Below are 15,532 nucleotides of genomic sequence, written 5' to 3'. Positions count from 1 at the left end.
TGCGTAAGCAATTTGCTAAAGGAGCGGTAGTTCAGTTGGTTAGAATACCGGCCTGTCACGCCGGGGGTCGCGGGTTCGAGTCCCGTCCGCTCCGCCAACTTAAGATGAAAGCCCTAGCAGAAATGTTAGGGCTTTTTTCGTTGGGCGATAAAAAGATAGCAACATAGAACCCCGCGGCGGTTCGTTGAAGTGACAAGGTTGCGAGATTATAGTGTATGGACCCATCCATGGCATGTTAGCCTCTTTATGAACAGACTACGGCCTGTCTTTGTCGCAAAGACTCACGGATTAAGCTCCCGTTCGTTCCGGCAATATAAGTTGAAGGCTGTTGCTGTAACCTACTTTGGCAACATAGTACCAACCTCATTGGTATTGTCTGTTTATCTCCTTTAATTGTTTTGAGCTATTTCTGTTGATTTGTTGTAATCCATTCATCTACTTATGATTTAATTTTCTCTTATTTCGATCTATTTTCTTGCCATTCACATGTTGGACGCCTAAGTTAGTGCCAATGAAAGGGTATAGGAAATAATGATGAAGCTAGAAATGATTTGCACGGGTGAAGAAGTATTATCTGGTCAGATAGTCGATACTAATGCTGCTTGGGTTGCTAATACTATGATGGAAATAGGTATTGAGATGCAGCATAGGGTAACCGTTGGCGATCGAATGGAAGATCTCATTGCCGTATTCCAAGAACGTAGTAAGCATGCAGATGTGATTATTGTGAATGGTGGTTTAGGACCTACTAGTGACGATATGTCGGCATTAGCGATGGCTAAAGCTAAAGGCGAAGAGCTTGTCGAAAATATGCAGTGGCGTGAGCATTTAGAAGACTGGTTTACGCGTAATAACCGGGTGATGGCGAAGAGTAACTTAAAACAAGCTTGGTTACCTGCCTCGGCTATTATGATCGATAATCCTGTCGGTACAGCTTGTGGCTTTCGTGTGAAGTTGAATAATGCATGGCTATTTTTTACTCCTGGTGTGCCATTTGAATTAAAGCACATGATCACCGAACAGTTTATTCCATTTATTATCGAAGAGTTTGGTGCTCAACAAAAGTCAGCTTTAGAAAAGTTACTCACAATTGGTCACGGCGAGTCATCTTTAGCGGATACCTTATCTGAGCTGAATTTACCTGAAGGTATCGAGTTAGGTTATCGTTCATCAATGCCACACATTGAAATTAAAATTTTTGCTCGTGGTGAAAAAGCTATCCGTCAGCTACCCAAAGTAACAAAGCAGGTTAAAGCCTTATTAGGGTATGCAGTTGTCGCTGAGAATCGACCAACATTAGCAGCTGAAATTCATCATCGCTTGTATCAGTCTGGACTGAGTTTAAGTGTCGCAGAGTCTTGTACTGGTGGAATGATTACCAGTCAGTTAATCGACTTTGCTGGCAGTTCATCATACTTACACCATGGATTGGTGACCTATAGCAATGAATCTAAAGTGAGAGTTTTAGGTGTTAACCCACAAATATTGGACGATCATGGTGCTGTCTCTATTGCTACTGTTGAGGCGATGGCGCAAGGCGTACGCGCTATTCTTGATAGTGATTATGCATTAGCCACTAGCGGTATTGCTGGCCCAGATGGTGGATCTGATGATAAGCCCGTTGGGACTGTGGCGATAGCATTAGCAACTAAACATGGCGTATACAGTCAAATGGTGAAATTACCAAAGCGTTCACGCCAGCTTGTAAGAAGTATGAGTACCGCAATTGCTTACGATATGCTTCGTCGTGCATTGCTTGAAGAAGCTGTTATTGTCGATTACCCGTCAATTCCACGGTTTGCCAAGTAAGTTTATGTCGAGCTTGCTTACCTCTGGTGTAAGCAAGCTCGATGTAATGACTAGGCTGTAAGGTCATCAGGCAATTGATTGTTTTTCGCTTTTTGATAAAAGTAAGCAACCGTCAGCAAAATAACGCCAATCAAAATAAACGCGACGATTTTTTGAATTAATTCAAATGACGCCATATCAACAAAAATCACCTTGATACAAGCCAAAGCAAATAGCAGTGCAGCTAGCCTAACCAGGTTCGCTTGCTGAGGCCGTAGGCTTATAAACATCACCATACAGGCATGCACAACTAACAGTATTGCACTCATTGGTGCTGCAATACTCTGGTCGAATTGATAGCTCCACAGCAAGTAACTTATTACTAATAATGCATGCCAAGCCCACTTAAGCGCGACATAAGAGATAATTTTTCTGTGTGCTCTAATGCCTAATCTTGCCGTTAACAAATAACGACCTAATAACATCAGCACTCCAAGCTCTGCTAAATTAATCAGCACATTATCAGTATTAAAGGTGAGCTGTGTTTCGCTGTGAAATAGGATAGGTAAAATTGCACAAGCAAAAATCATACAATATGCCAAGCTATAGCTTGGTGCTAAAGCCTGCTTAAAATGTTGACCGATACGTGTGTTTCTTTCGCTAATAACACTAAAATATCCACAGATGATTAACGCTGTAATTGCCCATGATGGATGGAACAAGTTGGTGATGGTTTGGCTTAACACGGCTATCACTAAGGCAATATAGTATGGCGCAATGTGCCATTGTAGCGTGGTAATGTGTTGCCATTTTTTGGGTAGTTGTTCATAACGTAAGCTAATAAATCCGAGAAATAGCAAGCCTAGGACCAATGCTGCAAGTCCTTGCCACTGTTCTGCTAGACACATTGCTGCGGTGATCATGGTTGCTAGGATCGTGAGTATTTGCGTCTCATAGTGAAGACTTTTGTGCTTAACAAAGTAAGCCAAACCTAGACTCATCAAACTGCTCAGCCACAATGAGATAGCAATGTAGTCAGGATAGCTACGTATGATTTTGGGCAATATTAGTAACGGTAGCACTAGGTAACAAATTAACTGAACATAGTAAGCAAAGCGGATTAATTTGGCATCAGCATAGTATTTTTTGTACCAATAATACGCCAGTAATAATCCGACAAAGAGCTCAATACGGGCTAATTTAGCGTTGATTGCTTGGTCGGCAAAGCTAAGGCTATCAGCGTCTACCATGCCAAAAATAATTAAACCTAATAACGGCAGTTGCAATAACCAGGCTAATACTTCGCTAAAGCGTAAGGTGTGTTTAGCGCTCATGTACAGCAGCAATAAGCTGATGAATGGCAATGTATTAAGCCAATATTGCTCGGTGATGAAGAAGCTCACCAGCAATAAGGTGATTGTATAAAGCACCCCAAGTAACTCGCGGATAAATCGCACTGCTAAGTGTTCTAATTTCATTAAGTCAGCTTGATGGCGGCTAAGCAGCTTTTGCGCCGCCAAAGTCATCGCGCAGGTTAGCGCCATCGATATACTCAATAATGCTTGATATCCTAATAGACCATCATTGTCATAGTTCGACAGTGTTAGCACATCAAAGACGTTAGCAAAGCTGCTGATTATGCCTAGTATAAGTAAGACATAGGCTTCAGCTCTAATAGGGCTAAATAGCTGTTTACAGCCAATCCACAGTAACAGCAAACCTTCTAACAGCAGCACTAGTCCTAGCAGTTCTACGCTAAGTAAAAACAGTGCAGCAAAACCAGCAAAGCTTCCTGCAAAAGCCAAAGCTAGGGCTGCAATATCTTTATCGCGTTTAATCACCCAATATAACAAGCCACACAGTAATGTATTAAGTACAAAAATCTCTCCAGCAAAAACGCTCCATTGCGTCAGGGCGTAAAGGATAAAGGCCATTAGTGCGATTGGAACCGCTAGCAGTCTTGGTGTTAAAGCTGATTTTATGACAAATAATAAACTGGCAATACTGTAGAGGTAGAACAACCCATTGATCATCAGTAATGCTAAGCCGGTTTGCCAATCGATAACAGGTAAAGGCAATTGAATAGCTAAGCCCAATATTTGTACGCAAGCAATGTGGAGTAATGCGGTGACTTCGATAAGTATCGGCCAAGCTAATTTGTGGCTTTGGATCATCGAGCTGATGCCGATAAGCATCAAATAGGGTAGGTATAATAAAGGTGTTTGACCGCCGTCAAGTAACATCAATGGCGCAAGTGAGCCGCCAACTAAGGCGATTATTGCCACTACTTTGGTGTCGAGTTTACTTGAAAGGCCATAACCTAATATCGTATTGAGAAATAGCAAACCAAAGCAGGCAACATCGGCAATAAGATTAAAATATGGTCCTAGGAAATACAAACACAAGTAGTTAAGAATAAGCCCAAGACCGACGAGTCCGGAACCAAAATCTTGCATCCCTGGGCTTTTTTGCCGAATAAACACACCGCCGACAATAATGCTATTTGCGACCCCGAGTCCTAGTAAGGCTTTACCCAACTCTGAAAACCAGTTGTTGATTGAAAACTGCAGTAAATAACCAAAGCCTAGTGTCAGAGTAATGATGCCCGCCACTGTCATCAAAAATACAGGGCCTAAGCCTTTAGCTTGGTAATGCTGATAAAAGCCTTTTGCTTGTTCGGTTAACCCAGACAAAGGTGCAAGTGCAGATGCACTGAACTCACCAATAGCTTCAGCTAACTGGGTGATCATGGCACTAAGGGCGTTTTGTCTGGCTGGTGACTTTGTTACTTCCGAAGTTTGTTGTGCCGATATCGATGCTGCTGACACCGAATGACTTGTGTCTGACGGTTGGCGCTCCCAAGCGGAAGATGAATATTGAGGCTTATCGGCAACAATATTGCTGCTCGAATCGTTTGCTCGACTCTCGTGAACAGGGATATGTAAGTTTTCTGCAGACAAGCTAAGCGGTTGTTGATTATTACTTTGCGCCTGTACTTGCTGGGCTAAAGCATCAAGTTGCTGAGCGAACCGAGCCAATTGTTGATTTACATCGGCCTGTTGTGCACCTTGCTGTGAGACTAGCTCCGCCAGTTGTGCTTTTAATTTGGCTACGTCATCCATTAACGGCATCATTCATCCCATGATTATTATGCACTCCAATATTGCCAAGTTATTGTACGTGGTTATGATTGAATAGGAAATGCTCAGTTTTTTGATATTTGAGAGGTTGAACCTTTATTGATTATGTGGATGTACAGAGATTTGAAGCAATAAAAAAGCACCCGCAGGTGCTTTTTATTACGATGATGATAGTGCTAAAACTTAACCACCAGTTTGCCCTGTTGTACGGCAATCTCTTTGGTCATTTTCGCCATTAGCGCTTGATTACTGTCGCGAGTGTCTAAGGTATACACTGGCTGATTTTCAAGATAACTACGTAAAAAGCCCATTAATTGTGGCGTAGCTTGGCTGATGTAACGCTCAATATCAGCGGGTTCAGACTCAACTTTGACTAAGTTTAACTGTCGTAGATACACGCTCTTAGTGTCAGTATCGTACCAAGGCACTGCCTCAAATGTCGTTTTTAATTTAGCGTGAATGGGCAGTAATGGGTTATTAACAGTGATCATAGTTGTTGCTGTTACTGCCATAGTATTTGGCTTAGCGCCTAATACTACCTGCATGTCATTTAGCTTAAGCGACACTCCAATTAACTTATTGCCCTGTTTGACCTCAAAATGCATGTCTTTATTAAGGTATTGTTCTATTTCAGACTCAGTGATGCTGTACTGACTGGCACAGCCAGTCAGTAGTAATAACAATCCAAGTCCAAGGGTTTTAACCAAGGTTATCATCCAGTATTTCTCATTCCTGCAGCAACGCCGGCAATAGTCAGCATCAATGCTAACTGAACATGCGCCGATGGCTCTACCTCTCTACGTGTACGGGCTAATAGCTCGGTTTGTAAAAAGTTAAGTGGGTCGATATAAGGATTGCGCAGTTTAACAGATTCACGGCTCCAAGGAGTATGTGCCATTAACTCTGTTGCTTGGGTTAATGACAATACAGCATCAATACCCAGTTGCAGACGTTGACGCAACTTTTCGCCTAAATGATGCAGTTCTGGTTTAACTAAACATAGCTCGTAATACTTAGCTAAGTTAGGTTCTGCTTTGGTGTAAACCATCTCTAGCATTGAAATACGAGTTTCAAAGAAAGGCCATTGGTCTTCCATCTCGCGTAATAGTTCAAGCTCGCCGCGATCCGCAGCATCTTGTAATGCTTCACCAGCCCCCAACCAAGCCGGTAACATTAAGCGGTTTTGTGACCAAGCGAAAATCCACGGAATAGCACGGAGACTTTCAATGCCACCATCGACTTTTCGTTTCGCTGGGCGGCTGCCTAATGGCAGTTTACCGAGTTCAACCTCTGGCGTAGCGGATCTAAAGTACGCAACAAAGTCTGGTTCTTCACGAACAATACCGCGGTAATGCGCTACTGACTCTGCAGCGATGCGCTGCATACAATCACGCCATGCCTTTTTAGGCTCGGGTGGCGGCAGTAGTGTCGCTTCCATTACGGCCGAAGTGTACAGCGCTAAACTTTGCACTGCTAATTTGGGTAAGCCAAATTTAAAGCGGATCATTTCGCCTTGCTCTGTCACACGAATGCGACCATCAACTGAACCTGGTGGTTGCGATAAAATGGCTTTGTGAGCTGGTCCACCTCCACGGCCAATTGAGCCACCACGACCATGGAACAGCATCAACTTAACGTCAGCCTTTTTACAGACAGCAACGAGTTGCTCTTGAGCACGATATTGTGCCCAAGCGGCTGCCATAACCCCAGCATCTTTTGCAGAGTCAGAATAACCAATCATGACTTCTTGCATGCCTTTAGTGTAACCACGATACCAATCAATGTTGAGCAGCGCTGTCATACAATCAGCTGCACTTTCAAGGTCTGCTAATGTTTCAAATAACGGTACCACTCGCATTGGGTTAGTGCAGCCAGCTTCTTTTAGCAGTAACAACACTGTGAGTACATCAGATGGCTTACTGGCCATAGATATCACATACGACCCTAATGCATTCACGGGTTGTTGGGCGACTAAGTTGCAGGTTCTGACAACTTCTGCCACATCATCACTTGGTTGCCAATTTGCAGGGATCAGCGGGCGTTTACTGGTGAGTTCACGCAGTAAAAAGGCTTGTTTTTCATTTTCGTCCCAGTGGTTGTAATCGCCCATACCTAAATAACGGGTCAGTTCGGCGATTACGTCGCTGTGGCGTGATGCATCTTGACGGATATCGAGGCGCAACATGTGAATACCAAAGCAGGCTAAACGACGCAAGATGTCGAGTAACAGGCCGTTGGCAATTAACTTCATGCCGCAATCGGTCAAGCTTTTATAAAGTAACTGAAGCGGTTCAAGTAAATCTGTTTTATGCCAAATAAGCTCGCGAGTATCGACGTCAGGCTTTTTACCTTCAAGGCGAGCGTTAAGGTAATCGATAGTGTTACGTAACTGACAGCGCAACTTGCGTAACACATCACGGTACGGTTCTTTACTGTTATCGGTTAACGCTGATAATTCAGCATTAGCGTGTTCCATCGACAATTCGCCGAGTAGGGTCACAATATCTTTTAGATACAGTCTGGCTGCCGCGTGACGATTACGGTCAAGCACTTCTTGAGTCACGGTAGAGGTCACAAATGGATTGCCGTCGCGGTCACCACCCATCCAGCTCGAAAAGCGCACTGGAGATACATCAATAGGTAACTGCTGGCCGGTTTTATGCTCAACTTGATCATTTAATTGACGTAAAAAGTCAGGGATCGCTTGCCACAATGAGGTTTCAATCGTGCTCAAGCCCCAGCGTGCTTCATCAACAGGTGTTGGGCGTTCGCTGCGGATTTCGTTGGTATGCCAAATTTGAGCAATCAACTGACGAAGACGCAGTGTGCTTTGTTCACGTTCGCGATCGGTAAGCTGAGAATTTTCTTGCTCGGTTAAGCAATCTACAACGGCGGCGTATTTTTGGATTAAGGTGCGACGAGATATTTCTGTTGGATGTGCCGTTAATACTAAATCAATGTCTAAGTTTTTTAAGCACTTTATGACATCTTTTTTATCTAAATCAGTGTCTAGCATTCGCCCGAGCAGTTGCTCTACAGGATCCGGAACACACACTAGCTCGTCGCAATTGCGGCTAATGGTATGGAATTGTTCTGCGATATTGGCTAAGTTTAAAAATTGGTTGAAGGCTTTCGCGAAAGGCACCAGCTCTTCGTCTGGTAACGCGGTTAATAATGCTAGCATTTGCTCACGAGAGGCTTCGTCACCCTGGCGAGATTTTTTGGCTAAAATACGAATTTGTTCTACTTTTTCTAAGAATGCATCACCTAAGTGGGTTTGCATTGTTTCGCCTAATATCTGGCCTAGATGCCCCACATTTGATCGAAGTGATGCATACATATCTGCCGTTTGCTCTGTCATACTTACTCCCGAAAAATGAACGATTTTTCCAATATCTCTTACATCACAATACCCAGCGTATCAATATCGGTCAATACACGGGCAGTGTGTTTCGTAATTTTATTTCGTAAAAATGTTACATTTATATCGTTAAAAAACCTAACTGCGCCGATTACTTGATACAAGCGTGATAAATCATTTTTTTGATCAATTCAACCGTAGGTGTGAGGTATTCTAAGCCAATAAATTCGTCTGGCTGGTGGGCTTGGTTAATACTTCCTGGGCCCAATACTAAGGTTTGGCAACCGAGTTTATTGATGTATGGTGCCTCAGTAGAATAGTTGACCACTTCAGCTTCATTACCTGATAATTGTGCCACTAATTTGGTCCACGGGTTATCTGCTTTTCCTGCAAACGATTCCGCCCCTGGATACAAAGTACTGACGCTAATACTGCCAGGATACTCTTTACTGATGTCAGATAAGTAGTTTAATACCATTAATTCCAGATCAGCTAGCTCCATACCCGGTAATGGGCGAATATCTAAATGCAAGTCGCAGCAACCACAAATGCGGTTAGCAGCGTCACCACCATGAATATGGCCAAAGTTCATCGTAGGATAAGGCACGGTAAACGCATCTTCGCGGTAATTTTCACTTAAATGCTGTTTGAGTAGCATTAGTTTGCCAATGACTTTGTGCATCACTTCAATGGCATTGAGGCCGCGTGCTGGATCAGATGAATGGCCACTGCGACCAATGACGCGGATCCCTTGGGCTAAATGCCCCTTATGCATGTAGACAGGTTTCAAGCTGGTGGGCTCACCGATAACCGCATAATCTGGCGCGATAACAGCAGAGTCAGCAAATGCCTTGGCGCCACTCATAGTGGTTTCTTCGTCAGCGCTGGCAAAAATAGTTAAAGGTCGCTTAAATTGATCGAGTGGCATGTCTTTTAATGCTTCAAGTACTAGCGCAAAAAAGCCTTTCATGTCGCAAGTACCTAAGCCGTACCAACGATTATTTTTTTCAACCATCTCAAATGGGCTTTGGCTCCAGCGGCCTTCATCAAATGGCACGGTATCGGTATGGCCTGCTAATAATAGTCCGCCGCTACCTGAACCTATTCGGGCAATAAGATTTTGCTTATTACGCGAATCTTCTACTGTAGGGGTTTCACATTCAAAACCAAGCTCGCTAAACCAGTTTTGCAACAAGTTGATAACTGCATGGTTACTCATATCATGTTCAGCTTCGAGTGCACTGACTGATGGCGCTGCAATCAGCTGTGTAAAACAACTTTTTAGATTTGGGAGTGTGCTCATGGGTTATCCTAAAAATAATATGTAAAATACTTATTCACATATATTGCATAATTAATGTTGTGTGGTAGTCTAGCAAACAGCATTAACCGACACCATAAATTGAACATTAGAAATGAAAATAAATATGTGCATTCTCGCTGCTAAATCCACTATATCAATAATCATCGCTAACTTCCTGCGACGATAGTTCTAAATTAGGCGGCTCCCGTCTAAATAGGCTATGCTGACACTTTCTCTCATTATCAAAAAGAAACCAAACTTATGAAAAGCATCGCAATTATTGGCGCCAGTGGCTACACAGGTGCACAAATCACCTCGTTAATTAATGCAGACACTAATCTAAGCGTTCAAGGTTTGTATGTATCAGAAAATAGTTTAGATAAAGGTCGTAAATTAGCTGATCTATACCCGGTATATAGCCACATGGCTTATACACTATCGCCATTATCTGATGATGCTAAAAAACGAATTGTAGCCGAAGCTGATGCAGTAGTATTAGCGACTGAGCATTCAGTGAGCCTAGAGCTTGCGGCATGGTTTTACCAGCAGGGTTTGGCTGTATTCGATTTAAGTGGTGCTTATCGTTTTGCTGATGTGGCGCAGTACCCTAAATGGTATGGCTTTGAGCATACTCATCCTGATGTGTTAGCTCAGGCAGTGTATGGCTTAGCTGAGTGGAATAGCGAACAAATTAAACAAACCAGAATGATTGCGGTACCTGGTTGTTATCCTACGGCATCACTTACTGCACTAAAACCGCTTAAACCATTTTTAACTGAAATGTACCCAGTGATTAATGCGGTTAGTGGTGTCACGGGAGCGGGACGTAAAGCGCAACTGCATACTAATTTTTGTGAAGTCAGCTTAACGCCATACGGTGTGTTAGGCCACAGACATCAGCCTGAAATTGCCACACACTTGGGTCAAGAAGTGATCTTCACGCCGCATTTAGGTAACTTTAAGCGCGGCATTTTAGCGACGATAACCGTACAGCTAAAGCCGGGCACTACCGAAGCGGATGTGATCAAGGCTTACAGCGTCTACGATAACGCCCCAATCGTAACGGTTAAGCACAACCAGTTTCCTAAAGTCGATGATGTAGTCAATACAGCCAATTGTCATTTAGGTTGGAAATATGATGCTAAAAGTGGTTATTTAGTGGTCGCCAGTGCGATTGATAATTTAATGAAAGGCGCTGCCAGCCAAGGGCTTCAGTGTATTAAAATCCATTTCGATGTGTAAGCGGATTAAGGAATAATAATAATGACTACAAAATCAGTGTTAGTGCTTAAAGTCGGTGGTGCTTTACTGCAATGCGAAATGGGTATGGCGCGCTTAATGGATGCCGCTGCTGAAATGATTGCCGCAGGCCAACAAGTGATATTGGTACACGGTGGTGGGTGTTTAGTTGATGAGCAACTGACTGCAAATGGTAAAGAAACTATTAAATTAGACGGTTTACGCGTTACGCCTGCCGATCAAATTGCAATCGTGGTAGGTGCACTCGCTGGCTCGTCTAATAAAATTCTACAAGCCGCAGCCGCTAAAGCTGGCATTGTCAGTATCGGCATGAGCCTAGGAGACGGCAATGTCGTTACGGCTAAAATTAAAGATGAACGTTTAGGGCTGGTGGGCGAAGTTGAGCCAAAAGATGCTACCTATTTAAACTTTATTTTAAGCCAAGGTTGGATGCCAATTTGCAGTTCTATTGCCATTTCTAGCCAAGGCGAGATGTTAAATGTGAATGCTGACCAAGCCGCAACGGCACTTGCTAAATTAGTAAATGGCACGCTAGTGCTATTGTCAGATGTATCGGGTGTATTAGACGGTAAAGGGCAATTAATTCATAGTTTAAATAAAAGCGAAATTGAACACTTAGTCGCCCAAGGGGTGATTGAAAAAGGCATGAAAGTGAAAGTGGAAGCGGCACTAGAAGTTGCTCAGTGGATGGGGAAACCTGTGCAAGTGGCTTCGTGGCGCGACGCGGAACAATTAAAAACCTTAGTCAAAGGTGGGTCCGTCGGGACTCAAATACAACCTTAATGGAGTAGTCGTATATGCAGCACCTATTGTCGATAAAAGAGTTAACTCAATCTCAGCTATTAGCCATCATTGAATTGGCTAAAAAAATTAAGCACAACCCAGCTGAGTACCGTCGTGCTTTAGATGGAAAAAGTGTGGTGATGTTATTTGAAAAGCCATCACTGCGCACCCGAGTCAGCTTTGACATTGGCATTAATAAATTAGGTGGTCACTGCTTATACTTAGACCAACAAAATGGCGCCTTAGGTCAACGTGAAACCGTGGCAGACTTTGCAACTAATATTTCATGTTGGGCTGATGCCATTGTCGCGAGAACTTACTCGCATACGACTATCGAACAGCTCGCGCTGCATGGCACAGTACCAGTGATTAATGCATTGTCTGACTTATATCATCCTTGCCAGGCTCTGGCCGATTTTTTAACCTTATCCGAGCAGTTTGATGATGTAAGCCAAGCAAAATTAGCTTATGTTGGCGATGGTAATAACGTCACCCACTCACTCATTTATGGTGCGGCGATTTTAGGTATGACCATGACAGTGATATGCCCTGAAGGTGCATTCCCTGATGCATTAGTGGTCACCGAAGCACAAGCGTTAGCGCAAAAAAATGGTGGTAAGTTAACGTTGAGTGCTGACATTAATGCTATAGAAGGTCATGATGCTGTTTATACCGATACGTGGATTTCTATGGGCGATGACACTCCGCTTGCTGACATAAAAGCCCGTTTTGCACCGTACCAAGTTAATAGCGCGCTAATGGCTCAAGCTGGTGCTAAATTCTTTATGCATTGCTTACCAGCACATCGTGGCGTAGAAGTAACCGACGAGGTAATGGATGGTCAAGGCTCGTTGATTTTACATCAAGCAGAAAATCGCATGCATGCGCAAAATGCAGTATTAGTGACCTTATTAAGTTAGACACCTTATTTAAGTTATTCAAAAGATTAAGACAATAATGCCTCTGGCGTTATTTAAATTGAACATATACGTAATCGATTCTAGGAATTAAACATGTCTAGTGCAGTGAAAAAAACCGGCGTTAAAAAAGTGGTATTGGCATATTCAGGTGGTTTAGATACTTCAGCCATTATCCCGTGGTTAAAAGAAACCTATGATAACTGCGAAATCATCGCATTCTGTGCCGATGTAGGCCAAGGCGAAGAAGAGCTCGTTGGCTTAACCGAAAAGGCATTAGCCTCTGGTGCTTCTGAGTGCCATATTGTTGATCTAAAAGAAGAGTTTGTTGCCGATTATATTTACCCAACTATCGCCACGGGCGCTATTTACGAAGGCACTTACTTATTAGGTACTTCAATGGCGCGTCCGATTATTGCTAAAGCGCAAGTTGAAGTGGCCCGTAAAGTCGGCGCCGATGCGGTATGCCACGGCTGCACAGGTAAAGGTAACGACCAAGTGCGTTTTGAAGGTTGTTTTGCCGCATTAGCCCCAGACTTAAAAGTCATCGCGCCATGGCGTGAGTGGGAAATGCGTAGCCGTGAAGACTTGTTGGCTTACCTTGCTGAGCGCGGCATTAAAACCAGCGCATCAGCGACCAAAATTTATAGCCGTGATGCCAACGCATGGCATATTTCACATGAAGGCGGTGAGTTAGAAGATCCGTGGAACGAGCCATCAAAAGGTGTATGGACGCTAACAGTCGCGCCAGAAGATGCACCAAATGAAGCAGAATATGTGTCGTTAGCGATTAAAAATGGTCGTGTTACCCATGTCAATGACGAGGCATTATCACCATATGCAGCATTAATGACGTTAAATGATATTGCTGCTAAGCACGGTGTTGGTCGTATCGACATTACTGAAAACCGTTTAGTGGGCATGAAGTCTCGTGGTTGTTATGAAACCCCTGGTGGTACTGTGATGTTTGCTGGTTTGCGTGCCATTGAAGAATTGGTATTAGATAAAACCAGCCGTACGTGGCGCGAGCAGATTGCAGCCCAAATGTCGCACCTAGTGTACGACGGTCGTTGGTTTACGCCTTTATGTAAGTCACTTATCGCAGCATCTGAATCATTAGCGGAGTCAGTTAACGGTGATGTAGTGATTAAGCTGTATAAAGGCCAAGCAACAGCAGTTAAAAAGCGTTCACCAAACAGCTTGTATTCAGAAGCTTTCGCTACCTTTGGTGAAGATGACGTATACGATCAAAAACACGCTGAAGGCTTTATCCGTTTGTATTCTTTAGCTAGCCGTATTCGCGCGCTCAATACTAAATAACCAATACGGCAACCATATAAAGGCGCTGCAAAGCGCCTTTCTTATAATGACTTTTGGGCTAATGGCAGAGTCATTACAAGAAAGAGAATATGATTTACAGCTATATTATTGAACACCCAGTTCTTAACACAGTTTTTAATACAGAGGATACCGACATGGCGTTATGGGGCGGAAGATTTCAAGGTGAAACCAGTGCACTTTTCAAGTTATTTAATGACTCACTGCCGGTTGATTATCGCTTATTTGAACAAGACGTTGTTGGATCAATCGCATGGGCTGATGCTATTGCCAGCGTAGGCATTATTACTGCTCAAGAATGTACTGATTTAAAAGCGGCCCTCAATGAATTGCTGGTGGAAGTGGGTAATGATCCCCAAGCTATCATCAGCAATGGCGCAGAAGATATTCACAGTTTTGTTGAACAAAAGCTGATTGCCAAAGTCGGTGATTTAGGTAAAAAACTCCATACAGGCCGTTCACGTAATGACCAAGTCGCTACCGATTTAAAACTGTGGTGTAAAAAAGAAGGTGCAGCGCTGCTAGCGCGTTTAGGCACATTACACGCAGAATTAATTGCCCTTGCAGAGCGTGAAGTCGATGCAGTAATGCCTGGTTATACCCATTTACAGCGCGCACAACCGGTCACTTTTGGTCACTGGGCGTTAGCCTATGTCGAAATGTTCGAGCGTGATATTAGCCGTCTGCAAGATGCATTGGGGCGTGCCGATTCATGTCCATTAGGTTCAGGCGCACTTGCTGGTACCGCGTATCCTATTGACCGTCACGCACTCGCAGCAGCATTGAACTTTGCCCGCCCGACATTAAACAGTTTAGACAGTGTGTCAGATCGCGATCACGTGGTTGAATTATGTAGCACGGCGTCTATCAGCATGATGCATTTAAGCCGGATGGCCGAAGACTTAATTTTCTTCAATTCTGGTGAAGCTAATTTTATCTCGTTAAGCGATCAAGTTACCTCTGGCTCATCATTAATGCCACAAAAGAAAAACCCAGATGCATTAGAGCTTATTCGTGGTAAAACCGGCCGTGTTTATGGCAGTTTGATGGGGATTCTCACTACCATGAAAGCCTTACCTTTGGCTTACAACAAAGACATGCAAGAAGACAAAGAAGGCTTGTTTGATGTGGTCGACAGCTGGGCTATTTGCCTAGACATGGCTGCATTAGTGTTGTCGGGCTTAACCGTTAACCGCCCGCAAGCTTTGGTCGCGGCGCAGCAAGGTTACGCTAATGCCACTGAACTAGCCGACTACCTTGTGGCTAAAGGCATGCCATTTCGTGAAGCACATCATGTCGTCGGTGAGGTGGTGGTATTTGCCATTGGTGAGCAAAAGCCGATTGAAGACTTAAGCGTGGCAGAGTTGCAACAATTTGCTAAAGTGATTAGCGATGATGTGTATCCAAACCTTACGATTGAAGCGTGTTTAGAAAAGCGTGATGTATTAGGCGGCACTGCCATTAATCAAGTACAAGCCGCCATAGCGGCTAAAAAAGCGTAACCAATCTCATAAGATGAAGTGAGCAAAATAATCTGGCGGTTTGTCTTTGGCAGACAGTCTGTAAAGCCCTATGGATGCAAGTCTATAGGGCTTTTTTATGTCTAACACTGCTTATAGATAACCAGCATTCGGGATAAGAG

The 15,532-nt window shown here is 43.6% G+C and carries 10 protein-coding genes and 1 tRNA gene; 7 read left to right on the top strand and 4 right to left on the bottom strand.

Annotated features, from left to right (window positions below; all coding sequences use genetic code 11):
• Positions 1–20 precede the first annotated feature (20 nt).
• Both H5164_RS10905 and H5164_RS10900 read left to right on the top strand, forming a co-directional pair.
• Positions 21–97 (top strand) — tRNA-Asp (locus tag H5164_RS10905).
• A gap of 437 nt (positions 98–534) precedes the next feature.
• The gene (locus H5164_RS10900) at positions 535–1,809 is read left to right on the top strand and encodes a CinA family nicotinamide mononucleotide deamidase-related protein (RefSeq protein WP_182756064.1); all 1,275 of its coding nucleotides are present in this window, start codon (positions 535–537) and stop codon (positions 1,807–1,809) included.
• Positions 1,810–1,859: 50 nt separating this feature from the next.
• Here H5164_RS10900 and H5164_RS10895 read toward each other — a convergent pair whose 3' ends face one another.
• The 4 genes from H5164_RS10895 to argE all read right to left on the bottom strand — a co-directional run bounded on the left by H5164_RS10895 (position 1,860) and on the right by argE (position 9,592).
• The gene (locus tag H5164_RS10895) at positions 1,860–4,919 is read right to left on the bottom strand and encodes a DUF2339 domain-containing protein (RefSeq protein WP_182756062.1); all 3,060 of its coding nucleotides are present in this window, start codon (positions 4,917–4,919) and stop codon (positions 1,860–1,862) included.
• Positions 4,920–5,104: 185 nt separating this feature from the next.
• Complete coding sequence (locus tag H5164_RS10890; RefSeq protein ID WP_182697643.1) at positions 5,105–5,644, bottom strand: DUF1439 domain-containing protein; 540 nt, start codon at positions 5,642–5,644, stop codon at positions 5,105–5,107.
• A complete protein-coding gene (gene ppc, locus H5164_RS10885; RefSeq protein ID WP_124018200.1) occupies positions 5,641–8,289 on the bottom strand; it encodes a phosphoenolpyruvate carboxylase in 2,649 nt (882 codons plus the stop codon). The genes H5164_RS10890 and ppc overlap by 4 nt, the downstream gene beginning before the upstream one ends.
• Before the next feature lie 151 nt (positions 8,290–8,440).
• Positions 8,441–9,592: an acetylornithine deacetylase gene (gene argE, locus H5164_RS10880; RefSeq protein ID WP_182756060.1), complete on the bottom strand. Its 1,152-nt coding sequence runs from the start codon at positions 9,590–9,592 to the stop codon at positions 8,441–8,443.
• A 261-nt stretch (positions 9,593–9,853) separates the two neighbouring features.
• Between argE and argC the strand changes: the two genes are divergently transcribed.
• From argC to argH, 5 genes are all read left to right on the top strand, one after another.
• Complete coding sequence (argC, locus tag H5164_RS10875; RefSeq protein WP_182722983.1) at positions 9,854–10,834, top strand: N-acetyl-gamma-glutamyl-phosphate reductase; 981 nt, start codon at positions 9,854–9,856, stop codon at positions 10,832–10,834.
• Between the two features lie 18 nt (positions 10,835–10,852).
• On the top strand, positions 10,853–11,635 hold the full coding sequence (gene argB, locus H5164_RS10870; protein WP_124018203.1) for an acetylglutamate kinase: 783 nt from the start codon (positions 10,853–10,855) through the stop codon (positions 11,633–11,635).
• Positions 11,636–11,649: 14 nt separating this feature from the next.
• Positions 11,650–12,555, top strand: coding sequence for an ornithine carbamoyltransferase (locus H5164_RS10865; RefSeq protein ID WP_182756058.1), 906 nt, complete (start codon positions 11,650–11,652; stop codon positions 12,553–12,555).
• Positions 12,556–12,648: 93 nt separating this feature from the next.
• Positions 12,649–13,872, top strand: coding sequence for an argininosuccinate synthase (locus H5164_RS10860; protein WP_124018205.1), 1,224 nt, complete (start codon positions 12,649–12,651; stop codon positions 13,870–13,872).
• Between the two features lie 155 nt (positions 13,873–14,027).
• A complete protein-coding gene (gene argH, locus H5164_RS10855) occupies positions 14,028–15,392 on the top strand; it encodes an argininosuccinate lyase (protein ID WP_124018206.1) in 1,365 nt (454 codons plus the stop codon).
• The last annotated feature ends 140 nt before the right edge of the window (positions 15,393–15,532 follow it).

The organism is Shewanella sp. SG41-3 (assembly GCF_014164545.1).
Taxonomy (GTDB): Bacteria; Pseudomonadota; Gammaproteobacteria; order Enterobacterales; family Shewanellaceae; genus Shewanella; species Shewanella vesiculosa.
This window is presented reverse-complemented; position numbering and strand designations above follow the sequence as displayed.

Excerpts from the sequence above, each read along its gene's own strand:
- H5164_RS10890 (WP_182697643.1), bottom strand. The coding sequence starts at position 5,644 with ATGATAACCTTGGTTAAAACCCTTGGACTTGGATTGTTATTACTACTG.
- H5164_RS10900 (WP_182756064.1), top strand. The coding sequence starts at position 535 with ATGAAGCTAGAAATGATTTGCACGGGTGAAGAAGTATTATCTGGTCAG.
- argE (WP_182756060.1), bottom strand. The coding sequence starts at position 9,592 with ATGAGCACACTCCCAAATCTAAAAAGTTGTTTTACACAGCTGATTGCA.
- ppc (WP_124018200.1), bottom strand. The coding sequence starts at position 8,289 with ATGACAGAGCAAACGGCAGATATGTATGCATCACTTCGATCAAATGTG.
- H5164_RS10860 (WP_124018205.1), top strand. The coding sequence starts at position 12,649 with ATGTCTAGTGCAGTGAAAAAAACCGGCGTTAAAAAAGTGGTATTGGCA.
- H5164_RS10865 (WP_182756058.1), top strand. The coding sequence starts at position 11,650 with ATGCAGCACCTATTGTCGATAAAAGAGTTAACTCAATCTCAGCTATTA.
- argC (WP_182722983.1), top strand. The coding sequence starts at position 9,854 with ATGAAAAGCATCGCAATTATTGGCGCCAGTGGCTACACAGGTGCACAA.
- H5164_RS10895 (WP_182756062.1), bottom strand. The coding sequence starts at position 4,919 with ATGCCGTTAATGGATGACGTAGCCAAATTAAAAGCACAACTGGCGGAG.
- argH (WP_124018206.1), top strand. The coding sequence starts at position 14,028 with ATGGCGTTATGGGGCGGAAGATTTCAAGGTGAAACCAGTGCACTTTTC.